This window comes from Nocardioides sp. (assembly GCF_036267815.1).
Taxonomy (GTDB): Bacteria; Actinomycetota; Actinomycetes; order Propionibacteriales; family Nocardioidaceae; genus Nocardioides.
Genome location: NZ_DATAVI010000039.1, coordinates 199,824 through 219,075 on the forward strand (window position 1 = coordinate 199,824; position 19,252 = coordinate 219,075).

16 protein-coding genes are annotated in these 19,252 nt (G+C 69.2%); 1 reads left to right on the forward strand and 15 read right to left on the reverse strand.

All coding sequences use genetic code 11. The features are described 5' to 3' along the window. Positions 1 to 309: 309 nt before the first annotated feature. The 12 genes from VHW64_RS08665 to VHW64_RS08720 form a co-directional block, all read right to left on the reverse strand. Positions 310 to 930 (reverse strand): GAF and ANTAR domain-containing protein, encoded by a 621-nt coding sequence (locus VHW64_RS08665; protein WP_329650125.1) that lies wholly within the window; start codon positions 928 to 930, stop codon positions 310 to 312. Between the two features lie 835 nt (positions 931 to 1,765). Then, positions 1,766 to 3,478, reverse strand: coding sequence for a serine hydrolase domain-containing protein (locus VHW64_RS08670; protein WP_329650126.1), 1,713 nt, complete (start codon positions 3,476 to 3,478; stop codon positions 1,766 to 1,768). Beyond that, on the reverse strand, positions 3,479 to 4,762 hold the full coding sequence (gene lysA, locus VHW64_RS08675; RefSeq protein ID WP_329650127.1) for a diaminopimelate decarboxylase: 1,284 nt from the start codon (positions 4,760 to 4,762) through the stop codon (positions 3,479 to 3,481). A 54-nt stretch (positions 4,763 to 4,816) separates the two neighbouring features. Next, positions 4,817 to 5,968: a M20/M25/M40 family metallo-hydrolase gene (locus VHW64_RS08680; protein ID WP_329650128.1), complete on the reverse strand. Its 1,152-nt coding sequence runs from the start codon at positions 5,966 to 5,968 to the stop codon at positions 4,817 to 4,819. Beyond that, complete coding sequence (locus tag VHW64_RS08685) at positions 5,965 to 6,969, reverse strand: ABC transporter ATP-binding protein (protein ID WP_329650129.1); 1,005 nt, start codon at positions 6,967 to 6,969, stop codon at positions 5,965 to 5,967. The genes VHW64_RS08680 and VHW64_RS08685 overlap by 4 nt, the downstream gene beginning before the upstream one ends. After that, positions 6,966 to 7,943: an ABC transporter ATP-binding protein gene (locus VHW64_RS08690; protein WP_329650130.1), complete on the reverse strand. Its 978-nt coding sequence runs from the start codon at positions 7,941 to 7,943 to the stop codon at positions 6,966 to 6,968. Before VHW64_RS08690 ends, VHW64_RS08685 begins: the two co-directional genes overlap by 4 nt. Beyond that, positions 7,940 to 8,863: an ABC transporter permease gene (locus tag VHW64_RS08695; protein ID WP_329650131.1), complete on the reverse strand. Its 924-nt coding sequence runs from the start codon at positions 8,861 to 8,863 to the stop codon at positions 7,940 to 7,942. The genes VHW64_RS08690 and VHW64_RS08695 overlap by 4 nt, the downstream gene beginning before the upstream one ends. Further along, complete coding sequence (locus tag VHW64_RS08700; protein WP_329650132.1) at positions 8,860 to 9,828, reverse strand: ABC transporter permease; 969 nt, start codon at positions 9,826 to 9,828, stop codon at positions 8,860 to 8,862. The genes VHW64_RS08695 and VHW64_RS08700 overlap by 4 nt, the downstream gene beginning before the upstream one ends. Before the next feature lie 35 nt (positions 9,829 to 9,863). Continuing rightward, positions 9,864 to 11,516 (reverse strand): ABC transporter substrate-binding protein, encoded by a 1,653-nt coding sequence (locus tag VHW64_RS08705; RefSeq protein WP_329650133.1) that lies wholly within the window; start codon positions 11,514 to 11,516, stop codon positions 9,864 to 9,866. A 95-nt stretch (positions 11,517 to 11,611) separates the two neighbouring features. Further along, positions 11,612 to 13,108 (reverse strand): xylulokinase, encoded by a 1,497-nt coding sequence (locus VHW64_RS08710; protein WP_329650134.1) that lies wholly within the window; start codon positions 13,106 to 13,108, stop codon positions 11,612 to 11,614. Further along, positions 13,105 to 14,001 (reverse strand): GntR family transcriptional regulator, encoded by an 897-nt coding sequence (locus VHW64_RS08715; protein WP_329650135.1) that lies wholly within the window; start codon positions 13,999 to 14,001, stop codon positions 13,105 to 13,107. Before VHW64_RS08715 ends, VHW64_RS08710 begins: the two co-directional genes overlap by 4 nt. Before the next feature lie 43 nt (positions 14,002 to 14,044). Continuing rightward, positions 14,045 to 15,400, reverse strand: coding sequence for a glutamate-1-semialdehyde 2,1-aminomutase (locus VHW64_RS08720; protein WP_329650136.1), 1,356 nt, complete (start codon positions 15,398 to 15,400; stop codon positions 14,045 to 14,047). 151 nt (positions 15,401 to 15,551) lie between these two features. Here VHW64_RS08720 and VHW64_RS08725 point away from each other — a divergent pair, with 151 nt between their 5' ends. Then, positions 15,552 to 16,553 (forward strand): SIS domain-containing protein, encoded by a 1,002-nt coding sequence (locus VHW64_RS08725; RefSeq protein ID WP_329650137.1) that lies wholly within the window; start codon positions 15,552 to 15,554, stop codon positions 16,551 to 16,553. 216 nt (positions 16,554 to 16,769) lie between these two features. On the opposite strand, the gene VHW64_RS08730 is transcribed toward VHW64_RS08725, so the two are convergent. From VHW64_RS08730 to VHW64_RS08740, 3 genes are read right to left on the reverse strand one after another with little or no spacing between them, the layout of a single operon-like run. After that, positions 16,770 to 17,402, reverse strand: coding sequence for a 3-oxoacid CoA-transferase subunit B (locus VHW64_RS08730; RefSeq protein ID WP_329650138.1), 633 nt, complete (start codon positions 17,400 to 17,402; stop codon positions 16,770 to 16,772). Next, positions 17,399 to 18,058 (reverse strand): 3-oxoacid CoA-transferase subunit A, encoded by a 660-nt coding sequence (locus VHW64_RS08735; RefSeq protein ID WP_329650139.1) that lies wholly within the window; start codon positions 18,056 to 18,058, stop codon positions 17,399 to 17,401. Before VHW64_RS08735 ends, VHW64_RS08730 begins: the two co-directional genes overlap by 4 nt. Continuing rightward, on the reverse strand, positions 18,055 to 19,239 hold the full coding sequence (locus VHW64_RS08740; protein ID WP_329650140.1) for a thiolase family protein: 1,185 nt from the start codon (positions 19,237 to 19,239) through the stop codon (positions 18,055 to 18,057). Before VHW64_RS08740 ends, VHW64_RS08735 begins: the two co-directional genes overlap by 4 nt. Positions 19,240 to 19,252 lie beyond the last annotated feature (13 nt).

Sequence of the window (19,252 nt, forward strand, 5' to 3'; positions counted from 1 at the left end):
CGTGGGTCTCGCTCGAAGCGATACGGGGCGGACAACCAACCCAGAGCAGTGAGGCGTGGTGTCGACGTCCGCCTCGTCGGTACGTCGGAGTTCTCGCTCGGGTGTGCGCTGGTCGGTCATCGCGGGCGCGGCCAGTGCTTCGCCAGTTCGTGCCCTGCCCAGAGTTCCTCGGAGATGTCGGCGCGGCATGTGCTCGCCTCCCCCGACTCGCCCAGCGTTGGCCCATGGGTGCGGCGGGTCCCAGCCCAACCCCCCGGGTGTGGCTCGAACCCAGACGGCCAGGCCCGGCACGTCGATCCGAGTACGCGATCAGCTCAGTGACGCGAACGTCCCGTCGATGAGTTGATGGGCCAGCACTCTGATCTTGATGTTCCGGTCCTGGGAGCTGCGGACCAGGAACGCGAAGGCTTGGTTGCGGTCGATGCCATAGCGCTCCATCAGGATGCCTATCGAGATGCCGATGTCGGTGCGGGTGTGAAGCGCCTCGCTGAGCTGCTCGACCTGAACGGCGTACTCCAGGACAGCTCCGGCCTGGGTGGCGAACAGCTCGGCCAACTGGATCGTGGACCGGTCGAAGACATCGGTTTGGTAGGCGTACAGGTTGAGTCCTGCTTGCTCCCCGTCGTGAAGGAGCTGGATCGCGACCTGCGATCCCACCCCCAGACCCGCGGCGCTTGGCCCGTAGCGCGGGAAGTCAGGTGAGGTTGCAACGTCGTTGACCAGCACCAGGCGATCGGTGGTCACCGCGGCGTAGCACGGTCCCTCGCGCAACTTGTACTGGATGCTGTCGGTCTGCTCGGCCAGCGCATCGGTTGCCGCGATCGTCTCGATAGACTGGTCCGCGTGGCGCAGCGTGACGCTCGCGAAGTCCACGCCGGGGATGTTGGCGACCGCGGAGATGGTAAGGCTCTCCAAGGCTGCGTCGCGCACACGGCGCTCTTGGGCCGACTGGGCTTGCGGAGGCACGGCTAGCTCGATCCAAAGCGTCAAGGCCGCCGCCCGACCTCGCTTGCCGGGAATCTCGCTAACGGAGATACGCCTGTTGCTGGTAGTCGACGTTGCCGCGTTTGAGCAGCGTCACCACGACCGTACTCCGGGTAGCCCGGGCTCACCTAATGGCTCACTGGGGTTTGCACACTCGGCACCGGGTACTCGGAGCGCAACAGGCTGCATCCCCGTGTCACGCACCGGTCCAGCCTGGGGCCTCCGTCCGGGTCATCGGAGTTGATCTCGGGGGCGGCCTCTGCATACGGCCGATGACCGAGACTGGCGCCGAGTTGGGACTTCACTCGCATGTTGTCCTGGGTGCTGTGTGTTGGCTGGCATCCACGTTGGGTAGTGGGTCGCTTTGGTTCGCGCGGCAGCGTGAGCTGACGGACTCGGCCACCGGCCGTCGCCTCGAGCGACAGCGCGGCGTGCTTCGTCGCTCGGGTCACGCCCGGAGAGCTGGTGACCGGCCTTGACCACTCCTTGTGGTTCCATCCCCCGTGACGACGGACTGGTGACTTCTGGCCCGGTCCCCGCCGATTGCCTCAGACGCTCGCTGTCTGCTGTCAGTGACGATCCACGACGCGGCCGGCTTGTCGCTTCACTCCTCAAGGGATGTTCGTCCGAGCAACGTCCCGACTACCAGGTCTCGATCTGGTAGACGGTCGGGTTCTCCGGGCGGAGGATCCTCGAACGGCCCTGACCTGCTGTCGGCAGGTTGAGGGTGGTTCTCGGTCTGGTCCGTTGGCGGCACGACCCCGATCGCGGCGACGGGAAGTCAGTCCGTGAAGGCCCGTGAGTACCGACATCCGTCGCGTACGACGTGGACGACGCGGCCGTCTACGACCGGACCTGTCAAGAGCCGCTCCGGTAGTCCGGGATCGGCGCCGATGCGGAAGGTGTCCTCGCCGAGCGGTATGAGTTCCTCGGGCTCGCTCGGTGCCTCGACGCCACCTGGGGCCGCCAGCCAGAGCCGGCCCGAGCGCGGGTACACGCGCAGGTGCGGGCACCACGGCGAGAAGGTCCGGTAGTGCCCTTCCAAGGCGTGCCACAGGGCCGGCACTGCGCGCTCCGACTCATCCGAGGTCGCCAGATCGCTCCGCGAGCCGGCCGGCAGGAAGGTGATCGGCCCGTAGACCCACCCAGGGACGCCGTCGACGACCGCGGGGTCGAGGTGGAAGCGCCGCAGCCGGGGGTGATCGGTGACGAAGCGCCCGCCCTCGGCGTGGTGGAGGGTTGCGGAGACGCCGTCGAGGTCGACCCGGACGCGCCGGTCGGAGGGCTCGAACGACACCTCCAGGGTGCCCGCGGCGGGCCGGTCACCGACCAACCGACCCAGCGGCACCGACGCTGTCGCCGGCGTCCCGCCACGCACCACCGGATCCCCTACCGGGAACGGCGGGGCCGGGGCCAGGCCCGCTCCCGCCAGACGGGCGTGCAGCCAGCGGGTGAGGCGCTGTGCGGTCAGGCCGTCGCCGTTTGCGTTGGTCAGAACCGCAGCGCCGAAGCCCGCGGCGACGTCCACCAGCACGAAGGTCGAGTAGCCGACCATGCCTCCGCCATGGGTCAGGCAGCAGTGACCCCCGATCGACTCGACGTTGATCCCGAGCCCGTACCGGCTGGACTCGACGGGAGGGCATCCGGGTGGATCCGTCACCGGCTCCCCTCCGGGCGACAGCGTCTGGACCATGCGTGCGACTCCGTCAGTGCTGAGCACCCGCCGGCCGTCCACCTCGCCCTCGCCCAGCAGGAGCATGACGAGCCGGGCCAGGTCCGCGGCGGTCGACGCGATATTTCCGTCGGCGGCTGCGACCTCGAACCATGGCGCACGAGCGAGGGGGTCACCTGGGATCCAGGGGAGGTCGTCGACAGCCGGCTGGTAGCCCACGGCCAGCCGTGACCGGTCGGCGTGACGGACGGCGGCGACCGACGACGACATCCCCATCGGCGTCAGCAGCCGAGTCGACAGCAGCGAGGTCAGGTCTTGGCCGGTGATGGCCGAGGCGGCCAGCCCGAGGACGACGTATCCGGCGTTGGAGTAGTGGAACGCCTGTCCGGGTTCACGTGCGGCAAGGTCGCGGAGCGTCCAGGCCTGGTCGACGTCGTCGGTCAGCGCGTCGATGCCCGCGACGAGCCCTGCGCTGTGGTTGAGCAGGTGGCGCAAGGTGATGTCAGGCGAGTGAGGGCCGAGCCGGATCCAGGGAAGGATGTCCTCGACGCTGGTGTCAAAGGTCGTCACGCCCTCGTCGACGAGCTGGTTCATCAGCAGTCCCGTGAAGACCTTGCTGATCGACCCGATCTCGAACGCGCGGTCCGACGACATGGGTGTACCCCGCTCCAGGTCGGCATACCCGAAGGAGCGCTCTGCCAACACGCCTGCGGCGTCCGCCACCACCACGACTCCACCCGGGGTCGGCGTGAAGCGGGCGATCACGTCGGCGTGCGCGATGAGGTCGTCGCAGAGGGCTCGGGCCCGTCGCTGGAGGTCCATTCAACGGGCCGCAGCGGCGAGCACGTCGCGGCCCAGCAGGTCGGCCACGGTCTCGCGGCGTACGGCGACCCGAGCGGCGCCGTCACGGCACAGGATCACAGGAGGGCGGCAGTTTCCGTTGTAATTGTTGCTCATCGTGTAGCAGTACGCTCCAGTGACAGGGATCGTCAGCAGGTCTCCGACCTTCGGGTCGGCCAGCACGTGGTCGCGCACGAAGGTGTCCCCCGACTCACAGTGCCGGCCGACGACGTCACAGGTGACCGGGTCGCCGCCCTTGTCGATGATGGCGGGCTCGAAAGGCTGGTCGTAGAGGGCCACCTCGAGGTTGTCTCCCATGCCGCCGTCCACCGCCACGTGGACGCGTGGGCCGTGCTTGACGGTGACCACGCGGTACACGGTGACGCCGTTGCGCGCGATCATCGACCGCCCCGGCTCCACCATCAGCCGGACGTCGCTGCCCAGATAGCGGTGCACGGCCCCGACCATCCGCTCGGCGTACTCCTCGACCTCGGGCGCCCGGTCCGTGTGCACATAGCGCACGCCGAGCCCTCCACCGAGGTCGTAGACGCCGAACCGCTCGAACTTCGCCAGCGCGGCGACCTCCGCCTCGAACTGCTCCACCTGCAGGATCTGCGAGCCGATATGTGCGTGCAGGCCCTGAAGGTCCAACATCGGCTCGCGCCGGATCCGAGCGATGACCTCGGGAACCATGTCGGTCGGGATCCCGAACTTGGAGTTGTCGTGGCCGGTCATCATCTTCTCGTGGGTCGCGGCGTCCAGGGCTGGGCTGACCCGCAGTAGAACGGGGACCGGGCCGGAGGCCATCCGCACGAGCCGGTCGATGTCGTCCGGACCGTCTATCACGACGTGGCCGACTCCCGCGTCGAGCCCGGCGGCGATGTCCTCGTCGGTCTTCGCATTCCCGTGCAGCACCATCGTGGCGGGGTCGGCCCCCGCGGCCAGCGCGATCGCCAGCTCCCCGGCGGCGGCGACGTCCACCCCACAGCCCTCGTCGGCCAGCACCTGGACGATCGACGCCGCGGGGAACGACTTCGAGGCGAACAGCACCGCACTGTCGGGATGCAGGTCGGCGAAGGAGTCGATGTACCGACGGGCTCGTGCCCGCAGCGCCCCCTCGTCGATGAGGTACGCCGGAGTCCCGTACTGCTCCGCGAGCTGTGCCACCCGGCAGCCGCCGATGACCAAGCTCTCGTCGGCATCGAGGCGGGTCCCGTCGGGGTACAGCGTCAGGTCGATCTGCGTCGCGATGCTCGGGTTCGTCATGGATGACCTCCTCGGTCTGGTCTGGTCTGGTCTGGTCCGTCGGGCTCTACTCCCTCAGCCGAGGTACTCCCGGGCCGCCACCACCAGGAGGTCCACGACCGAGACCGTCTCGGAGATGGACAGCCACTCGTCGGGCGCGTGGAAGTTGCCCCCGAGTGGACCGAGAAGAAGCGTGGGAATCCCGGCGTTCTGCATGAGTGCGGCATCGGTCCAGGCGTTGAGTCCGGAAGGGGTCAGCCGGCCGCCAAGGGTCCGCTCCGCCGCTCGATCCAGGCAGGCCAGCAGCGGCTCGTGCCCTCGCGCCACGAACGGCTCGCGCTCGAGCCGCACCACGACCTCCGCCGCGAGCTCGGGCACGTCGCGCCGGACGTCGTCGATCATCGCCTCGATCTCGGCCACGCGGTCGTCGAGACGCTCTCCTGTCTGGGTTCCGATCTCGATCCCGAGCGTGCACAGGCTCGGGTACGTCGCGTAGTCAGTGCCGCCGCGGACCGTCCCGGTGTGGAACACCGTGCGTCCGTTGAGCGGATCCGGGTGCGCCGCGAACACCTCGACGTCCTGGCGGTGCAGCCGGGTCACGATGTCGGCCATCGCGACGATCGCGTCGATCCCGTCGTCGGGGGCCGAGCCATGGGCTGCACGCCCGTGGACGACGACGTCGATCCAGCCAAACCCCTGGTGCTCCACCACCAGCCGCGGCAGGGCGTCGGGTTCGAGGACGACCGCGGCATCCGCACGGAGCTGCTGTACGAGCCGCTCAGTTCCGATGGAGACACCTTCCTCGTCCGCGACACAGGCCACGACGAGGTCCCCCCGCAAGGGCGTACCGGCCAGCTCCCGCATCGCCAGCAGAGCCGCCGCGCAGCACCCCTTGTCGTCCGCTGCACCGAGGCCGTAGAGGCGATCGCCGTCGACACGCGGCTGGAGCGCATCGTCCGGCCAGCCCTCGAAGCCCACCGTGTCCGCGTGCGCGTTCAGACACAGCGTGGGCCCGCCTCCGGTCCCCCGCAGTGTGGCCACGAGGTTGGTCCGCCCCGGCGCTATCTCGTCCACGACCACGTCGACCGGAAGATCCGACAGCCAGTCGGCGAGGTACCGAGCGACCTCGGCCTCTCCCGCGCCGCCCGGAACCAGCCACGGGGTGACGGACTCGATCCGCACGAGGTCGCTGACCAGCGCGACCACGTCGTCGGAGGTGACGGTCATGGGTTCTCCTCACTGAAATGACAGGCCACCTGTCGCCCGCTCTGCGCGGCCACCGAGGACAGTGCAGGGTCGTCGGTCTGGCAGACCTCGGGTTCTCCGAGCTCGCTGTACAGCGGACACCGAGGTCGGAACCGACACCCGGCCGGGATGTCAACCGCCGACGGGGTCTCACCCCGTAGGGTTCGCGCCGAGCGCGACGCGGCCGACGCCTCGTCCGCGGCGGCCAGGAGGGCCCGGGTGTAGGGATGCGCCGGGGCCGAGACGAGGTCTGCCACTGGCCCGATCTCGACGATCCGGCCCAAGTAGACCACCGCGATCCGATCGGCCAGCACCCACGCCACCGACAGGTCGTGGGTGATGAACAGGTAGGACACCCCGAGCCGGTCCCGCAGGTCAAGCATCAGACGCAGGATGCCGGCCTGGGCCGAGACGTCCAGCATCGACACCGGCTCGTCGGCGACCACCAGGGCCGGCTCCAGCACCACCGCGCACGCGATCGCGACGCGTTGGCGCTGCCCTCCGGACAGCTCGTGCGGATACCGATCGGCCAACCGCTCGGCCGGACGCAGGTGGGCGAAGTCGAGGGCCTCCAGCACCCGGCGTCGGCGATCCGCTTCATCGGCACCCACCCCGTGGATCACCAAGGGCTCGACGACCGTGTCGTAGACGGTCTTTCGCGGGTCGAGTGAGGAGAACGGGTCCTGGAAGATCATCTGGAACTGACGGCGGGCCCGCCGCAGCTCGCGCCCTTTCAGCGAGGCGAGGTCGCTTCCGGAGGAGACGATCTGGCCCGAGGTGATCTCGACCAGTCGCATCACTGCCTGGGCAATGGTCGTCTTGCCACACCCAGACTCTCCGACGAGCGCGAGGATCTCGCTGCGCGCCACGTCGAAGCTCACCCCGTCGACGGCCCGCACCACCCGACGGGGGTGGTGGGAGCCGCGCACGGGGAACTCGACGTGCAGGGAGCGCACCTCCAAGACCTTGTCGGCCGCGGTCACGAGACCGCCTCCGAGACCAGGTGACAGGCGGCGGAGTGTCCCTCCGCGATCGTCACCGTCGGCGGGACGACGGTGCGACAGATGTCGATGGCGACAGGGCACCGGTCCGCGAACCGACACCCCACCATCGGCAGGGCGAGGTCCGGCGGGTGACCGGGCAGCGCATCCGCCAGGATCCGAGGGCCCCGCAGGCTGGGGCGGGAACGGATCAGCGCCCGGGTGTAGGGATGCGAGGCCTCACCGAGGCCTGGAGTCAGGATCGCGGTCGGGCCGGACTCGACGACGACTCCGGCGTACATCACCACGACTCGTTCGCAGGTGCGGGCGATGGCCGCGAGGTCGTGGGAGATGAGCACCAGGGCCTGGCGATGCCGGCGGCGCAACGTGTCGAACACGTCCAGCACCTGTGCCTGACTGACGACGTCCAGCGCGGTGGTGGGCTCGTCGGCGATCAGCAGCTTGGGACGGCAGGCCAGGGCCATCGCGATCATCACCCGTTGTCGCATGCCACCGGAGAACTCGTGGGGGTAGCTGCGCGAACGGGCGGGCGCGACGCCGACCTGCTCGAGCAGCGAGCGAACCCTGTCCAGGGCCTCGGCGCGCGACGTACCGGGCTCGTGGGCGAGGATCGGCTCCGCGATCTGCCGCTCCACGCGGTGCACGGGGTTCAGGGAGTTCATCGCACCCTGGAAGACGAACGCGGCGGTGGTCCACCGAACGGCGTTGAGCTCCCGTTCGCCGAGACCGACGAGGTCGCGACCGTCGAGCCTCACCTGTCCCCCCGAGACCCTCGCATTGCCGGGTAGCAGCCCGGGCACGGCCAGACCCAGCGTGGTCTTCCCGCAGCCCGACTCGCCCACGACCCCGAGCGCCTCACCTGCGTCCACCTGCAGGCTCACGCCGTCGACGGCAGCGACCGAGGACTCGCCCCGCGTGTACGTGACCGCGAGGTCGTCGATCTCGAGCAGGCTCATGATGCCTCCCGGGACCGAGGGCTGAGGATCCGTTCCAGGCTGTGCCCGAGCAGCGAGAAGCCCATCACCAGAGCCACGATCCCGAGGCCGGGAGGCAGCACGTACCACCAGGCGCCGACTCCCATGGCCCCGGAGGAGAAGGCGAAGTGGAGCATCGTTCCCCAGGACACGTGGACCGGGTCGCCCAGGCCGAGGAAGGACAGGCTGGCCTCGGCCAGGACCGCACCAGCCAGCACCAGCACGAGGTTGGCGAAGATAAGTGGAAGCAGGTTCGGCAGCAGGTGGCTGCCGATGATCCGCGCATCCGTGGCTCCTAGGGAGCGGACCCGTTGCACCAGGGGCCGCTCACGGAGGGAGAGCACCTGCGACCGCACGATGCGGGCCGTCTGAGGCCAGCTGGTCAGGCCGATCACCAGGCTGGTGATCACCAGGCTCTGGCCGAACAGAGCCGCCAGGGCGACGATCAACGGCAGGGTGGGCAGCACGAGGAAGAAGTCCGTCACCCGCATGATCACCGCGTCTCGCCAGCCCGCGAAGTAGCCGGATGCCAGACCGAGCCCCGCGCCGAGAACGATCGCGATCAGAGTCGCCGACACCCCGACCAGCAGCGAGATCCGACCGCCCACGAGCGTCTGTCGAAGGATGTCACGGCCGAGCTCGTCGGTGCCCAGCCAGTGCCTGGACGAAGGACCCTGCAGGATCGACGCCGAGGACGCCCCGAAGGACGTGGGGTGGAAGGGGAACAGGATCGGGCCGACCAACACCAGCATCAGCACGATGCCGAGCAGGAGCAGCCCACTGCGTCCCAGTCGGTCGGCCCAGAGTGCGCGCAGCCACCGAGCTCTCATTCGCACCGGCTCACTCAGGTCGTACGCCGACCCCTCGGGGACCGACGGCGTTCCCGGCACCGGACTGCTCATGCCTGCCTCACTCGCGGGTCGAGGAGGTGGTAGAGCAGATCGGCGATGAAGTTGGTGACGATCACCCCGATGGTGAAGATGAGGAACGATGCCTCCAGCACGGGGTAGTCGCGCTGCAGCACCGAGTTGTACGTGAGCAGGCCCATCCCGGGCCAGGAGAACACGGTCTCCACCTCGATCGCGCCGCCGAGCACCATCCCGATATACAGCGCGGTCGCCGTCGTCACGGGCAACAGGGCGTTGCGAACGCCGTGGCGCCACACGATCACCCGGCGACGCAGGCCCTTCGCCCGTGCCGTGACCATGTAGTCCTCCGACATCACTTCGACCAGCGAACTTCGAGTGATGAGCACGAACTCGGCGACGTTCACCAGCACCAGGGTCAGGGCCGGGAGCACCAGGTGCTGGGCGGTGTCCTCGACCTTGCCCCAGGTGGTGAACTCGTAGCCAGCGGTCGCGATGCCGGAGACCGGCAGCACGCCGAGCCAGACGCCGCCGAGGATCAGCAGGATCATCCCGGTCCAGAACGTCGGCAGGCTCCACAGCGCCAGGCTCACCGTCACGGTCGACGAGTCGATCCTGCTGTGCGCCCGGGCACCCGCGACCACACCGACGAGGACGCCCACGGCAACGGTCACGACCGTCGCAACCCCGAGGAGCAGGATGGTGTTGCGCAGAGCCGGACCGATCACCGAGGTGACGGGCGCACGGTAGGCGAAGGAGTAGCCCAGGTTCCCATGCGCGACGTCCTTGAGGTAGATGAGGAACTGGACCGGGAGCGAGTGGTCGAGACCGAACAGCGAACGCAGCTGCGCGGCCTCCTGCGGGTCCAGGTGTCCCGACCGAGCCAACAGCCGCACGGGGTCGCCCGGCAGGACGTGGAAGAGCAGGAAGTTGAAGGTCAGGACGGCGAACAGCGTCACCACGAGCGAGCCCACCTTGCGCGCCAGGTATCCCGCGGTCACCTCACTCGCCGGACTCTCGGACGTCTCCCACGGCCCTAGGAGATGGGCTTGACGTCGAGGTAGCTGTCACGGGTGAAGTTGAAGACCATCCCGCCAGGCGTCGGCTGCCAGCCCGACCAGGTGTCGGTCCGGTAGGCCTGGAGCTTGCTCTGGTACCACATCACGAGGTACGCGCAGTCCTCGTAGTAAGTCCGCTGCATCTCGTGCACGACATCGCGCCGCTTGCCCTCGTCCAGCGTGGTTGCCTGCTGCTCGTAAAGCGCGTCATAGCGGGGGTTGGCGTAGTAGACGTCGTTGTTGTTGCCGATCTGGCTGGTGAGCGGGACGCCCAGCAGATAGTCGGGGTCGGGGGTCCCGGAGTCCCATCCCCACACGAAAAGATCCCAGTTGGGGGCCGAGTCGTTGTACACGATGTTGCCCAGGGTCGTCTCGTCCAGGGTCTGCAGCTTCAGCTCGATCCCGACCTTGGCGGCATCGGCGACGAAGAGCTGCGCCGCGCGGACGTCGACGTCGGTGGCCTGGATCGCGATCAGCCGGAAGCTCAGTGGCTTTCCGGATGCATCCGCCCGGATCCCCTTGTCGCCAACGTGGTAGCCCGCCTCGTCGAGCAGTTGCTTGGCGCGCTCGGGGTTGGCGTCCAGCCGCTGCCCGGTCGGCACGTCATACTGCCAGTCGCCGAACGCGGACGGCAGCAGCACACTGCCCGGCTTCCCGCGGCCTCGCAGGGCGAGCGAGACCAGTTGCTCGCGGTCGAGGGCAAGGCTCAGCGCCTGGCGCACCGGCCTGTCGAGCAACAGCGGATTCCCGCCCGACTTCGGGTTGCCGGAGACGTTGATGCCGATGTGGTGGAACGACCACGAGGGCATCTCCACGGCCTTCACGTCGCTCTTGGATGCGAGGTTGTCCCACAGCGTCGGGGGAACCTCGCTCAGTACGTCGACCTGACCGGAGATGAGGTTCTGCGTCATCACGTCCGGACTGTCGAAGTGTTGCCAGATGATCGACGAGGCGGCGGGCCTCGGCCCCCACCAGGAGTCGTTCCGCCTGACCTGCGCGTACTGGCCGTGCGCCCACTTGTCGAACGTGAACGGCCCCGTGCCGACCGGTTTCGAGTTCTGGAACTTGGCGATCTCGTTGCTCGACATCGACCCCCAGATGTGCTTCGGCACGATCGGGATGATCAGGGCGGGGTCGAAGGCCTGCGGACGGCGGAAGTGGGCGACGACGGTCGAGGCGTCCTGGATGTCGAAGCTGGTCAGGTCGGGCAGGTACTGGGCGGCCTGACCGAGGTTGTGCTTCTTGGTGACGTCCCAGGTGAACTTCACGTCCTCGGCCGTGAAGGGCGTGCCATCGTGCCAGGTGACGCCCTCTCGGAGCCGGTAGGTGATCGACGTACCGTCGGAGCTGTACTCACTGGAGGAGGCAAGGCCCGGGGCCGGGTGCAGGTCGAGGTCGTAGACCATGAGGTAGTCGTAGACCAGCTGCAGGATCTCGTTCGACGCCGAGCTGGCGAAGGTGAACGGGTTGAGGGTGTCCGGCTCGGAGGTCCAGCCGACCCGCAGGAGCGCGGTGCTCGTCGACTTCTTGACGCCGGACGGCGAACACGCCTCCAAGGTGAACGGCGCGGCCGTGAGGCCGCCGGCCAACGCGGCCAGACTGAGCACCCGCCTACGGGAAAGCTGGGTCATGCGGCTCTCGTCCACAGCCGACTCCTTTCGAGACTGCCACGGGGCCGAGCCCCCTGAGACCACACACTCTGTATAGAGAGTATGAAGTCGACGTATCACGTGTCAACGGCCCGAGCGACCACCACGGCGTCGGGGGCGACGCTCGCGAGCAGCGAATCGTGGCGGCGCGAGAGCGCGGCCCAGCGCTCAGCCGCGGAGGTATCCGGAACGAGCGTTACAGACCTGCCTCGGGATCCCCCGACCCCGAAGGTGGCACCGCAGGACGCCGCCGCGAGCCGGGCCGCCCCAAGGGCGGAGTGATCGTGGGTCTCCGCCGACCAGACGACGGTGCGCCCCGAAGCGTCCGCTAGCTCCTGGGCCATGCCGCGTGAGGCCATGCCGCCACCACTGACGTGCACAGGACCCGGCGTGGCCGTCGTCTCGGCGAGCACCGCCAGGCAGCGACGGCTCTCGACCAGCACCCCCGTGATCAGGCCGCGGGCGACGTCTGCGACGTCGTGACCCAAGGTGAGCCCGAGCACGGTGCCGGAGACGTGGGGATCCCAGAGGGCGCCCTGCTCGCCGGGACTCAAGAAGGGCAGGAACGTCGGAGCCGACAGGGCATCCCGCCCGTACGCCGCCTCTACCAGCTCTCCCTCTGAGGAGCCGGACAGGCCAGCGAGCCAGTGCAGGGCGGCGCCGGTCGTGAGCAGATCCATCTCCAAGCCCCAGATGTCGGGGCGCGCCATCGGCGTGACGAGGTACCGACGGCGTGGGTCGAGCCGTGGCCGGTCCGACGCGCCGAGGATCACCGTGCTGGTTCCGGCGACGTAGGCAACCGTCCCAGGGTCCAGCACACCCATCCCTTCCGCGCCGGCGACGGAGTCGGCGGCGCCAAGGCAGACCTCGAGCCCCACGGGGAGTCCGAGCTCCGCTGCGAGCTCCGGCCGCAAGGTCGTTCTGCTGACCGATGGACGCACGGGGGGCAGGCGGGGCGCGAGCCCCATCAGGAGCGACGAGAGAGCCTGCGACATCGACTCATTCCAGGAGCCGGTCACCAGTTCGTGGGCCCCGAATCCGGCGGCCGTGCTCGGATCGGTAGCCGGCTCGCCGGTCAGCCACCAGTGGAGGAAGTCCTTCGCGCCCAAGAGCCAGGTCGATCCCCCTACGCGCTCCGCGTCGACCCGGCCCAGGCGAGCGAGCATCGGCATCAGGTACCGGCCGTCGAGCCGTTGGCCGGTCACGGCGTACAGATCGCCGACCCGCAGGTGGAACTCCTCCGCCTCCGACTCGCTGCGGGCGTCCTCCCAGGTGACTGCCGGGCCAGTGGCATACCCCCAGTCGTCGGCCGTGACCATTGTGGGGATCATCGCGGACAGGCCCAGGCAGCGCCAGGTCGTTGGATCCTCCTGGGCAGCCAGGTCGGAGAGCACGTCTCGCATCGCGGCGAGCCAGTCGGCGGTCTCCTGCTCGGCGGCGCCTGCCTCGGGTCGCTGCGTCGGGTACCCCGCCGCAGCCCGCGCCACCACGTCCCCGTCCGTCGTGCAGGCCACGGCCTTGAGCCCCGAGGTTCCGAGGTCGAGGCCGACGTAGACCGACCGGTCGTCGCTCATTCAGGGCGCAATCGGGTCGCCCGCCCCGTGCGCCCGCGCGGCGCCCGTTCGGCGGGTGCCGAGGGGTCGACCGGCGTGGCAGACCAATCTCGGATCAGGTCTCCGTGATGGAGCCGCCGGTCGGCCCGGCCGGCGATGACGAACGCGAACTCCGCCGCTGGGTACTGCTGGTCGAAGACGTCGAACGGCACCCCGCTGGTGTGGCGGGTGATCCCCCGGATTCGGACGATCAGGTCACGGGACCTCAGGCGGAGCAGCGACCGGGACTCCGGATCGGGGTGGACCACGTCGAGGAACTGCTCCTCGTAGTCGTCATCCAATCCGTAGCTCTCCGCCAAGGTCGCGTAGAGAGAGCCCCCTCGATAGACCATGTCGAGATCGGTAGCCAGCGCTACGGGGATCGTGGCGGTCTCGAGGATCATCGGCTTCTCGGCGATCAGTCGTTGCCGGTGCACGCGCCAGACCAGGTCTCGCTCGGCGATCTGGAGGGCCCGTGCCAGGTCGGCAGACGGCCGGCAGCGGGTCACACTGAGCAGCCTGGTGCCGACATCGTCGGACTCCACCGCCTCTCCGAGCGCCTCCCCGAGGCCGCCGCTCAACCCCAGGTCGCTGAGGATCTTCGGGCCGGCAAGGAAGGTGCCGAGCCCCTGGTGGCGACGTAGCCGACCCGCTCGCTCGAGCTCCTCCAGAGCCCGCCGCACCGTGATCAGGCTGACCCCGGACAGTCGCGACAGCTCCTCCTGGCTCGGCAGCTTGTCTCCCGCTCCCAGGTCCTGCTCGACGATGAGCCGCTCGATCCGGTCGATGACCTCCTCGTACAACAGGCGGCTACGGCCGGCACCGCGCGACCGCCCCGGCCGTGCGGGAGGGCCTCCGAGCGGGATCGTCGTCATCGAGGCTCCTTGCTCCGTGCGAAAGGTCGAGGCTCGTGGCGCCCTAACCTACTGCGCGGTCGGCGGCGAGGACCTCGAACGCCTGCGTCGCGGCGTCAAGTGTGAGGTCGATGTCCTCGTCGTCGTGGACCAGGGAGACGAACAGGTTCTCGAACTGGAGCGGGTGGAACAGCACGCCCCTCAGGAGCATCTCCTGGTACCAGCGCGTGAAGAGCGCATGGTCGGCGTACGCGTCGGCTTCCCGCCAGTTGCGGATGCGCTCCTCGCTGAACCACAGCTGGAAGACCGTGCCTAGCCCCTCCGCACTGGCCGGCAGACCGGCCTGCCGGGCCAGCTCGACCAGGCCTCCGGAGAGACGTTCCCCGAGAGCTCGCTGCCGCTCGTAGAGCCCCGGCTCGGCCAGCACATCCATCGTGGCTGCGACCGCCGCGCACTGCACGACGTTGGCGTTGTAGGTGCCGGAGTGCGAGTAGCGGCCCTCGGCGACCATCGACATGGCGTCCCGGCTGCCCCCGATCGCGGCGACGGGGAACCCGCCTCCCAGACCCTTCGCCAGGGTGGTCAGGTCCGGCGTCACCCCGAACCACTCCTGTGCTCCACCCCGGCAGAAGCGGAACCCGGTGATCACCTCGTCGAAGATCAGCATCGCCCCGTGGCGGGTCGTCAGCTCGCGCAGGAGCTCGAGGTAGCCGGGCTCGGGCAGGATGCAGCCGGTGTTGAAGACCGCGGCCTCGGTGATCACGGCGGCAACTTCGTCTCCACGCTCGTCCATCACCCGCCGGAAGCTGTCGGGATCGTTCCAGGTCAGGACGACCAAGGTGTCGGCCAGCTCGAGTGGAACGCCGGGGCCGGCAGCTACGGGACGCGGCCGGTCGCTCGGTCCGGCCAGCTCGGGGTCTACGTGGTTGCTCCAGTACACCGTGTCCTGCCACCCGTGGTAGTGACCTTCGAAGCGGATCACCAGGCGTCGTCCGGTCGTTGCTCGTGCCAGTCGCACCGCTGTCCCGACCGCTTCGCTGCCGGAATTGGTGAACCGGACCTGCTCGATCCCCGGCACGGCCTCGACCACCTTCTCCGCCGCCTCGACCTCCAGTCGGTACGGGAGACCGAAGCAGGTGCCGTACTCGGAGACGGCGTCGGCAACTGCTCGGGTCACTGTGGGGTGCCGATGCCCGAGGATCATCGGGCCCAGACCGAGCAGGTAGTCGACGTACTCGTTGCCGTCGACGTCGCGAATCCGCGAGCCCCGGCCGTCGTGCATGAAGGGTGGATACGGCGCCCATCCGAAGCCGACCGTGCGAGCACTGCTCCCGGCCCCCGCCGGGATCGTCTTGCTGGCTCGCTCGAAGAGCTCTCGCGAACCCGGAGTCCTGGCCAGGTAGGCGTCCTCGAACGTCATCCCCACGGAAGGGTCTCCCGTCGCCACACGAGACCACTACTCCTACTCATCATAATGGGTATGCTTCCTAGGCCCGATCGTCGTGTCAAGGGTGGAGGAAGCCGTGCCAGGCAGCATGCTCGAGGCTGAGATCAGGGAGCAGCCTGCGGTGGTGGCGGCGCGCGCACACGAGGGCCTTCGGGCCGCGGTCGAGGCCGCCGCGCTCGTGCACGGGAGCGACGTGTCCCACTGGGCGATAGCCGCCCGAGGCTCGTCCGACAACGCCGCCCGGTTCGCGCAGTATCTCTGGGGCCGTCATCTCGGCATGGCTACCTACCTTGCCGCTCCCTCGCTGTACGCCGAGGGCCGACCCCCGGTCATGACTGGCGCGGCCGTGCTCGCTGTGTCGCAGTCCGGGCAGTCTCCCGACATCGTGCGGGTTCTGAGCGTCGCTCGCGACCAGGGCAGACCCACCATCGCGATCACCAACGACCCGAGCTCACCCCTTGCGGACCAGGCGGACGTCGTGGTGCCGTTGCTGGCCGGTCAAGAGCGGAGCCTCGCGGCGACCAAGACCTACACCGCGACCCTGCACGCCCTGGGCCAGTTGGCCGTGGCACTCGGCGCCCCCGACCTGGTCGAGGACCTGGTCCGGATGCCGGACCTCCTCCACGCGACCGTCAGCGATGCCCTTGGCCGGCCAGCCCCAGACCTCTCGGGATCATCGGGCTCGAGTCTGGCCACACCGCTGACGGCAGTGGGTCGAGGCACGGGCTTCGCGACCGCGGCCGAGACGGCTCTGAAGATCCGGGAGATCGCAGGGATTCGGGCCGAAAGCTACTCCGTCCCCGACCTCCTGCACGGACCGGTGGCCGCCAACGGGCCCGGCAGCGCGGCGTGGGTCGTCTGCTCCCCCGGACGGCCCCCGGGCTACTGGAGCGAGATGGCCGCCACCCTCGCCGCATCCGGCGTCAGGGTCGTCGCCCTGCACGAGGCCGGCCAGGTCGAGATCACTGCTCCTGTCCGCATCGAGTTGCCTCGAGGCATGCCTGCCTGGCTGTTCGATGCCGTGGCCGTGGTCCACGGCCAGGTCGCGGCACTGCGCCTCGGAGAGGCCCGCGCCGCGGACGTCGACCACCCCCGCGGACTGACCAAGGTCACCCTGACCATGTGACGACTCGACCGTGTGGGCGAACGACAAGCCGCCCGCGACGCCTCGACTGACAGCCGGGACCGATCAGCACCCGACAGACGGCCCAACGCCCTGTCGCCACCTCGGGTTGGGCACCACTCGATCCGATCCGGGCCTGAGACTGTCGCCTTGCCGGTGCCGCGACTCGCGCCACTCTCAGCAACGCTGGCCGGCTCCAGAGACCTCGGCGAGAGGCTGTCAGGCGAGTCGTAGCTCCATGTCGAGCCGCTCGACAAGTTCGTCGACCGAGATGCCGAAGGTCTCGCACACGCTGACGCCGTCGGGCTCGACCGCGAAGGTCGCCAGATCGGTGTAGACGCGGTCGACGCAGGCGACGCCGGTGAGCGGGTAGGAGCAGTCGCGGACCAGCTTCGGCTCACCCTGCCTGGTGAACAGCGTCATCATCACGAAGACCTGCCTGGCTCCGACGGCGAGGTCCATGGCGCCGCCGACAGCCGGGATGGCGTCGGGAGCACCTGTGTGCCAGTTGGCGAGATCCCCCCGGGCCGATACCTGGAAGGCCCCCAGCACGCAGACGTCCAGATGGCCGCCCCGCATCATCGCGAACGAGTCGGCGTGATGGAAGTACGACGCCCCCGGAAGCTCGGTCACCGGGACCTTCCCGGCGTTGACAAGATCGGGGTCGATCTCGTCAGTGCCCGCGGCCGGTCCCATGTTGAGCATGCCGTTCTCGGTGTGCAGGACGACCCCGGCTCCTGCTGGCAGATGGTCGGCGACCAACGTGGGCTGACCGATTCCGAGGTTCACGAACGAGCCGGGTGGGATGTCGCGAGCCACCATCGAGGCCATCTCGGCCTTGGACAGGCTCATACGGCAACCACACGGTCGACGTAGATGGACGGGGTCACGACGGCTTCCGGGTCCAGCTGCCCGATCTCGACCACGCTCGACACCTGAGCCACGACGGTGGTGGCTGCGGTCGCCATCACGGGTCCGAAGTTGCGACCGGTCTTGCGGTAGACCAGGTTGCCCATGCGGTCCGACCGGTGGGCACCGATCAGGGCCACATCACCCTTGATGGGGTACTCCAGCACATATGCCCGGCCGTCGATCTGCCGGATCTCCCGGCCCTCCGCGAGCGGGGTGCCGACCGCGGTCGGGCAGAAGAAGGCTCCGATCCCGGCCCCGGCCGCTCGCATCCGCTCCGCCAGGTTGCCTTGCGGCACGAGTTCGAGCTCGATCCTTCCCGCGCGGTAGAGATCGTCGAACACCCAGGAGTCCGCCTGACGCGGGAACGAGCACACCATCTTCGCGACCCGGCCGGCGGCCAGCAGCGCGGCCAGTCCGGTCTCGCCGTTTCCGGCGTTGTTGGAGACCACCGTCAGGTCCTTCGCACCCTGGTCGACGAGGCCTTCGATCAGGTGCACAGGCATTCCGGCCATCCCGAAGCCACCGACCAGCACGGTCGAGCCGTCCTCGATCCCCGCGACCGCCTCCTCGACCGACGCACAGATCCGTGCCGTCATGAGGCGTTCTCGAGCACGACGGCGAGCGCTTGGCCGACCCCGATGCAGATCGCGGCGACGCCGTACCGCTCCCCCGACTCGCGAAGCCGGGCGACGAGGGTGCCGAGGATCCGCCCTCCGGACGCCCCCAGCGGGTGTCCGATCGCGATGGCGCCGCCCTTGGTGTTGACGATCTCCGGGTCGACCTTCCACGCGTCGAGGCACGCCAGTGACTGCACGGCGAACGCCTCGTTCAACTCGATCGCCCCCACATCGCTCCAGGAGATACCGGCCCGCGCCAGGGCGCGGCCGGCCGCGTCGACGGGCGCGTAGCCGAACAGCTGCGGCTCGACCGCCGCCACTCCACGGCCCGCGATGCGTGCCAGGGGGTCGAGGCCCACGAGCGCCCTCTCCGACCCGAGGAGTACGGCGGAGGCACCGTCGCTGAGCGGCGAGGCGTTGCCGGCGGTGATGGTGCCCCCCTCGGCCTCGGACGCGAAGGACGGCGTGAGCGCAGCCAACTTCTCCGGAGTGGACCCTGGGCGGACGCCCTCGTCACGAGCCAGCTCGACGCCGGGGACCGACACCACCCAGGGGGCGTAGAACCCCGCCGCCCATGCCGCGTCGGCAAGGTTGTGTGACCGGGCGGCGAACTCGTCCTGGCGTTCGCGCGAGATCGCGAACCTCTCACTGAGCAGCTCGTTGGCTGCGCCGAGCGAGACGGTCCACTCGGGTGGCATCCTCTCGTTGACCAGTCTCCAGCCGAGCGCGGTGGACACGGCGGCCAGGTCTTCTGCCGGATAGGCACGCGACGGCTTCGGCAGCACCCAGGGAGCGCGGGTCATCGACTCCACGCCCCCGGTGAGCACGAGGTCGGCGTCGCCAGACTCGATGACCCGTGAGCCGATCATGGCCGCGTCGAGGGACGAGCCGCAGAGCCGGTTCACCGTGGTCGCCGGCACCGACACCGGGAGCCCAGCCAGAAGGACGCCCATCCGGCCGACGTTCCGGTTGTCCTCACCGGCCTGGTTGGCACACCCCCACATCACGTCGCCGAGCGAGCTCGGGTCCAGCGCCGGCACCCGGGAGAGGATCCCCTGGATGGCGACGGCCGCCAGGTCGTCGGGACGCACACCGGCCAGCGCGCCGCCGAACCGACCGAACGGCGTGCGGACGGCGGCGTAGACGAAGGCCGACGTCATGGCACGGCCCTCG

Excerpts from the sequence above, each read along its gene's own strand:
- VHW64_RS08680 (WP_329650128.1), bottom strand. The coding sequence starts at position 5,968 with ATGACCGTCACCTCCGACGACGTGGTCGCGCTGGTCAGCGACCTCGTG.
- VHW64_RS08705 (WP_329650133.1), bottom strand. The coding sequence starts at position 11,516 with ATGACCCAGCTTTCCCGTAGGCGGGTGCTCAGTCTGGCCGCGTTGGCC.
- VHW64_RS08715 (WP_329650135.1), bottom strand. The coding sequence starts at position 14,001 with ATGACGACGATCCCGCTCGGAGGCCCTCCCGCACGGCCGGGGCGGTCG.
- VHW64_RS08710 (WP_329650134.1), bottom strand. The coding sequence starts at position 13,108 with ATGAGCGACGACCGGTCGGTCTACGTCGGCCTCGACCTCGGAACCTCG.
- VHW64_RS08670 (WP_329650126.1), bottom strand. The coding sequence starts at position 3,478 with ATGGACCTCCAGCGACGGGCCCGAGCCCTCTGCGACGACCTCATCGCG.
- VHW64_RS08690 (WP_329650130.1), bottom strand. The coding sequence starts at position 7,943 with ATGAGCCTGCTCGAGATCGACGACCTCGCGGTCACGTACACGCGGGGC.
- VHW64_RS08735 (WP_329650139.1), bottom strand. The coding sequence starts at position 18,058 with ATGACGGCACGGATCTGTGCGTCGGTCGAGGAGGCGGTCGCGGGGATC.
- VHW64_RS08720 (WP_329650136.1), bottom strand. The coding sequence starts at position 15,400 with ATGACGTTCGAGGACGCCTACCTGGCCAGGACTCCGGGTTCGCGAGAG.
- VHW64_RS08695 (WP_329650131.1), bottom strand. The coding sequence starts at position 8,863 with ATGAGCAGTCCGGTGCCGGGAACGCCGTCGGTCCCCGAGGGGTCGGCG.
- VHW64_RS08730 (WP_329650138.1), bottom strand. The coding sequence starts at position 17,402 with ATGAGCCTGTCCAAGGCCGAGATGGCCTCGATGGTGGCTCGCGACATC.
- lysA (WP_329650127.1), bottom strand. The coding sequence starts at position 4,762 with ATGACGAACCCGAGCATCGCGACGCAGATCGACCTGACGCTGTACCCC.
- VHW64_RS08740 (WP_329650140.1), bottom strand. The coding sequence starts at position 19,239 with ATGACGTCGGCCTTCGTCTACGCCGCCGTCCGCACGCCGTTCGGTCGG.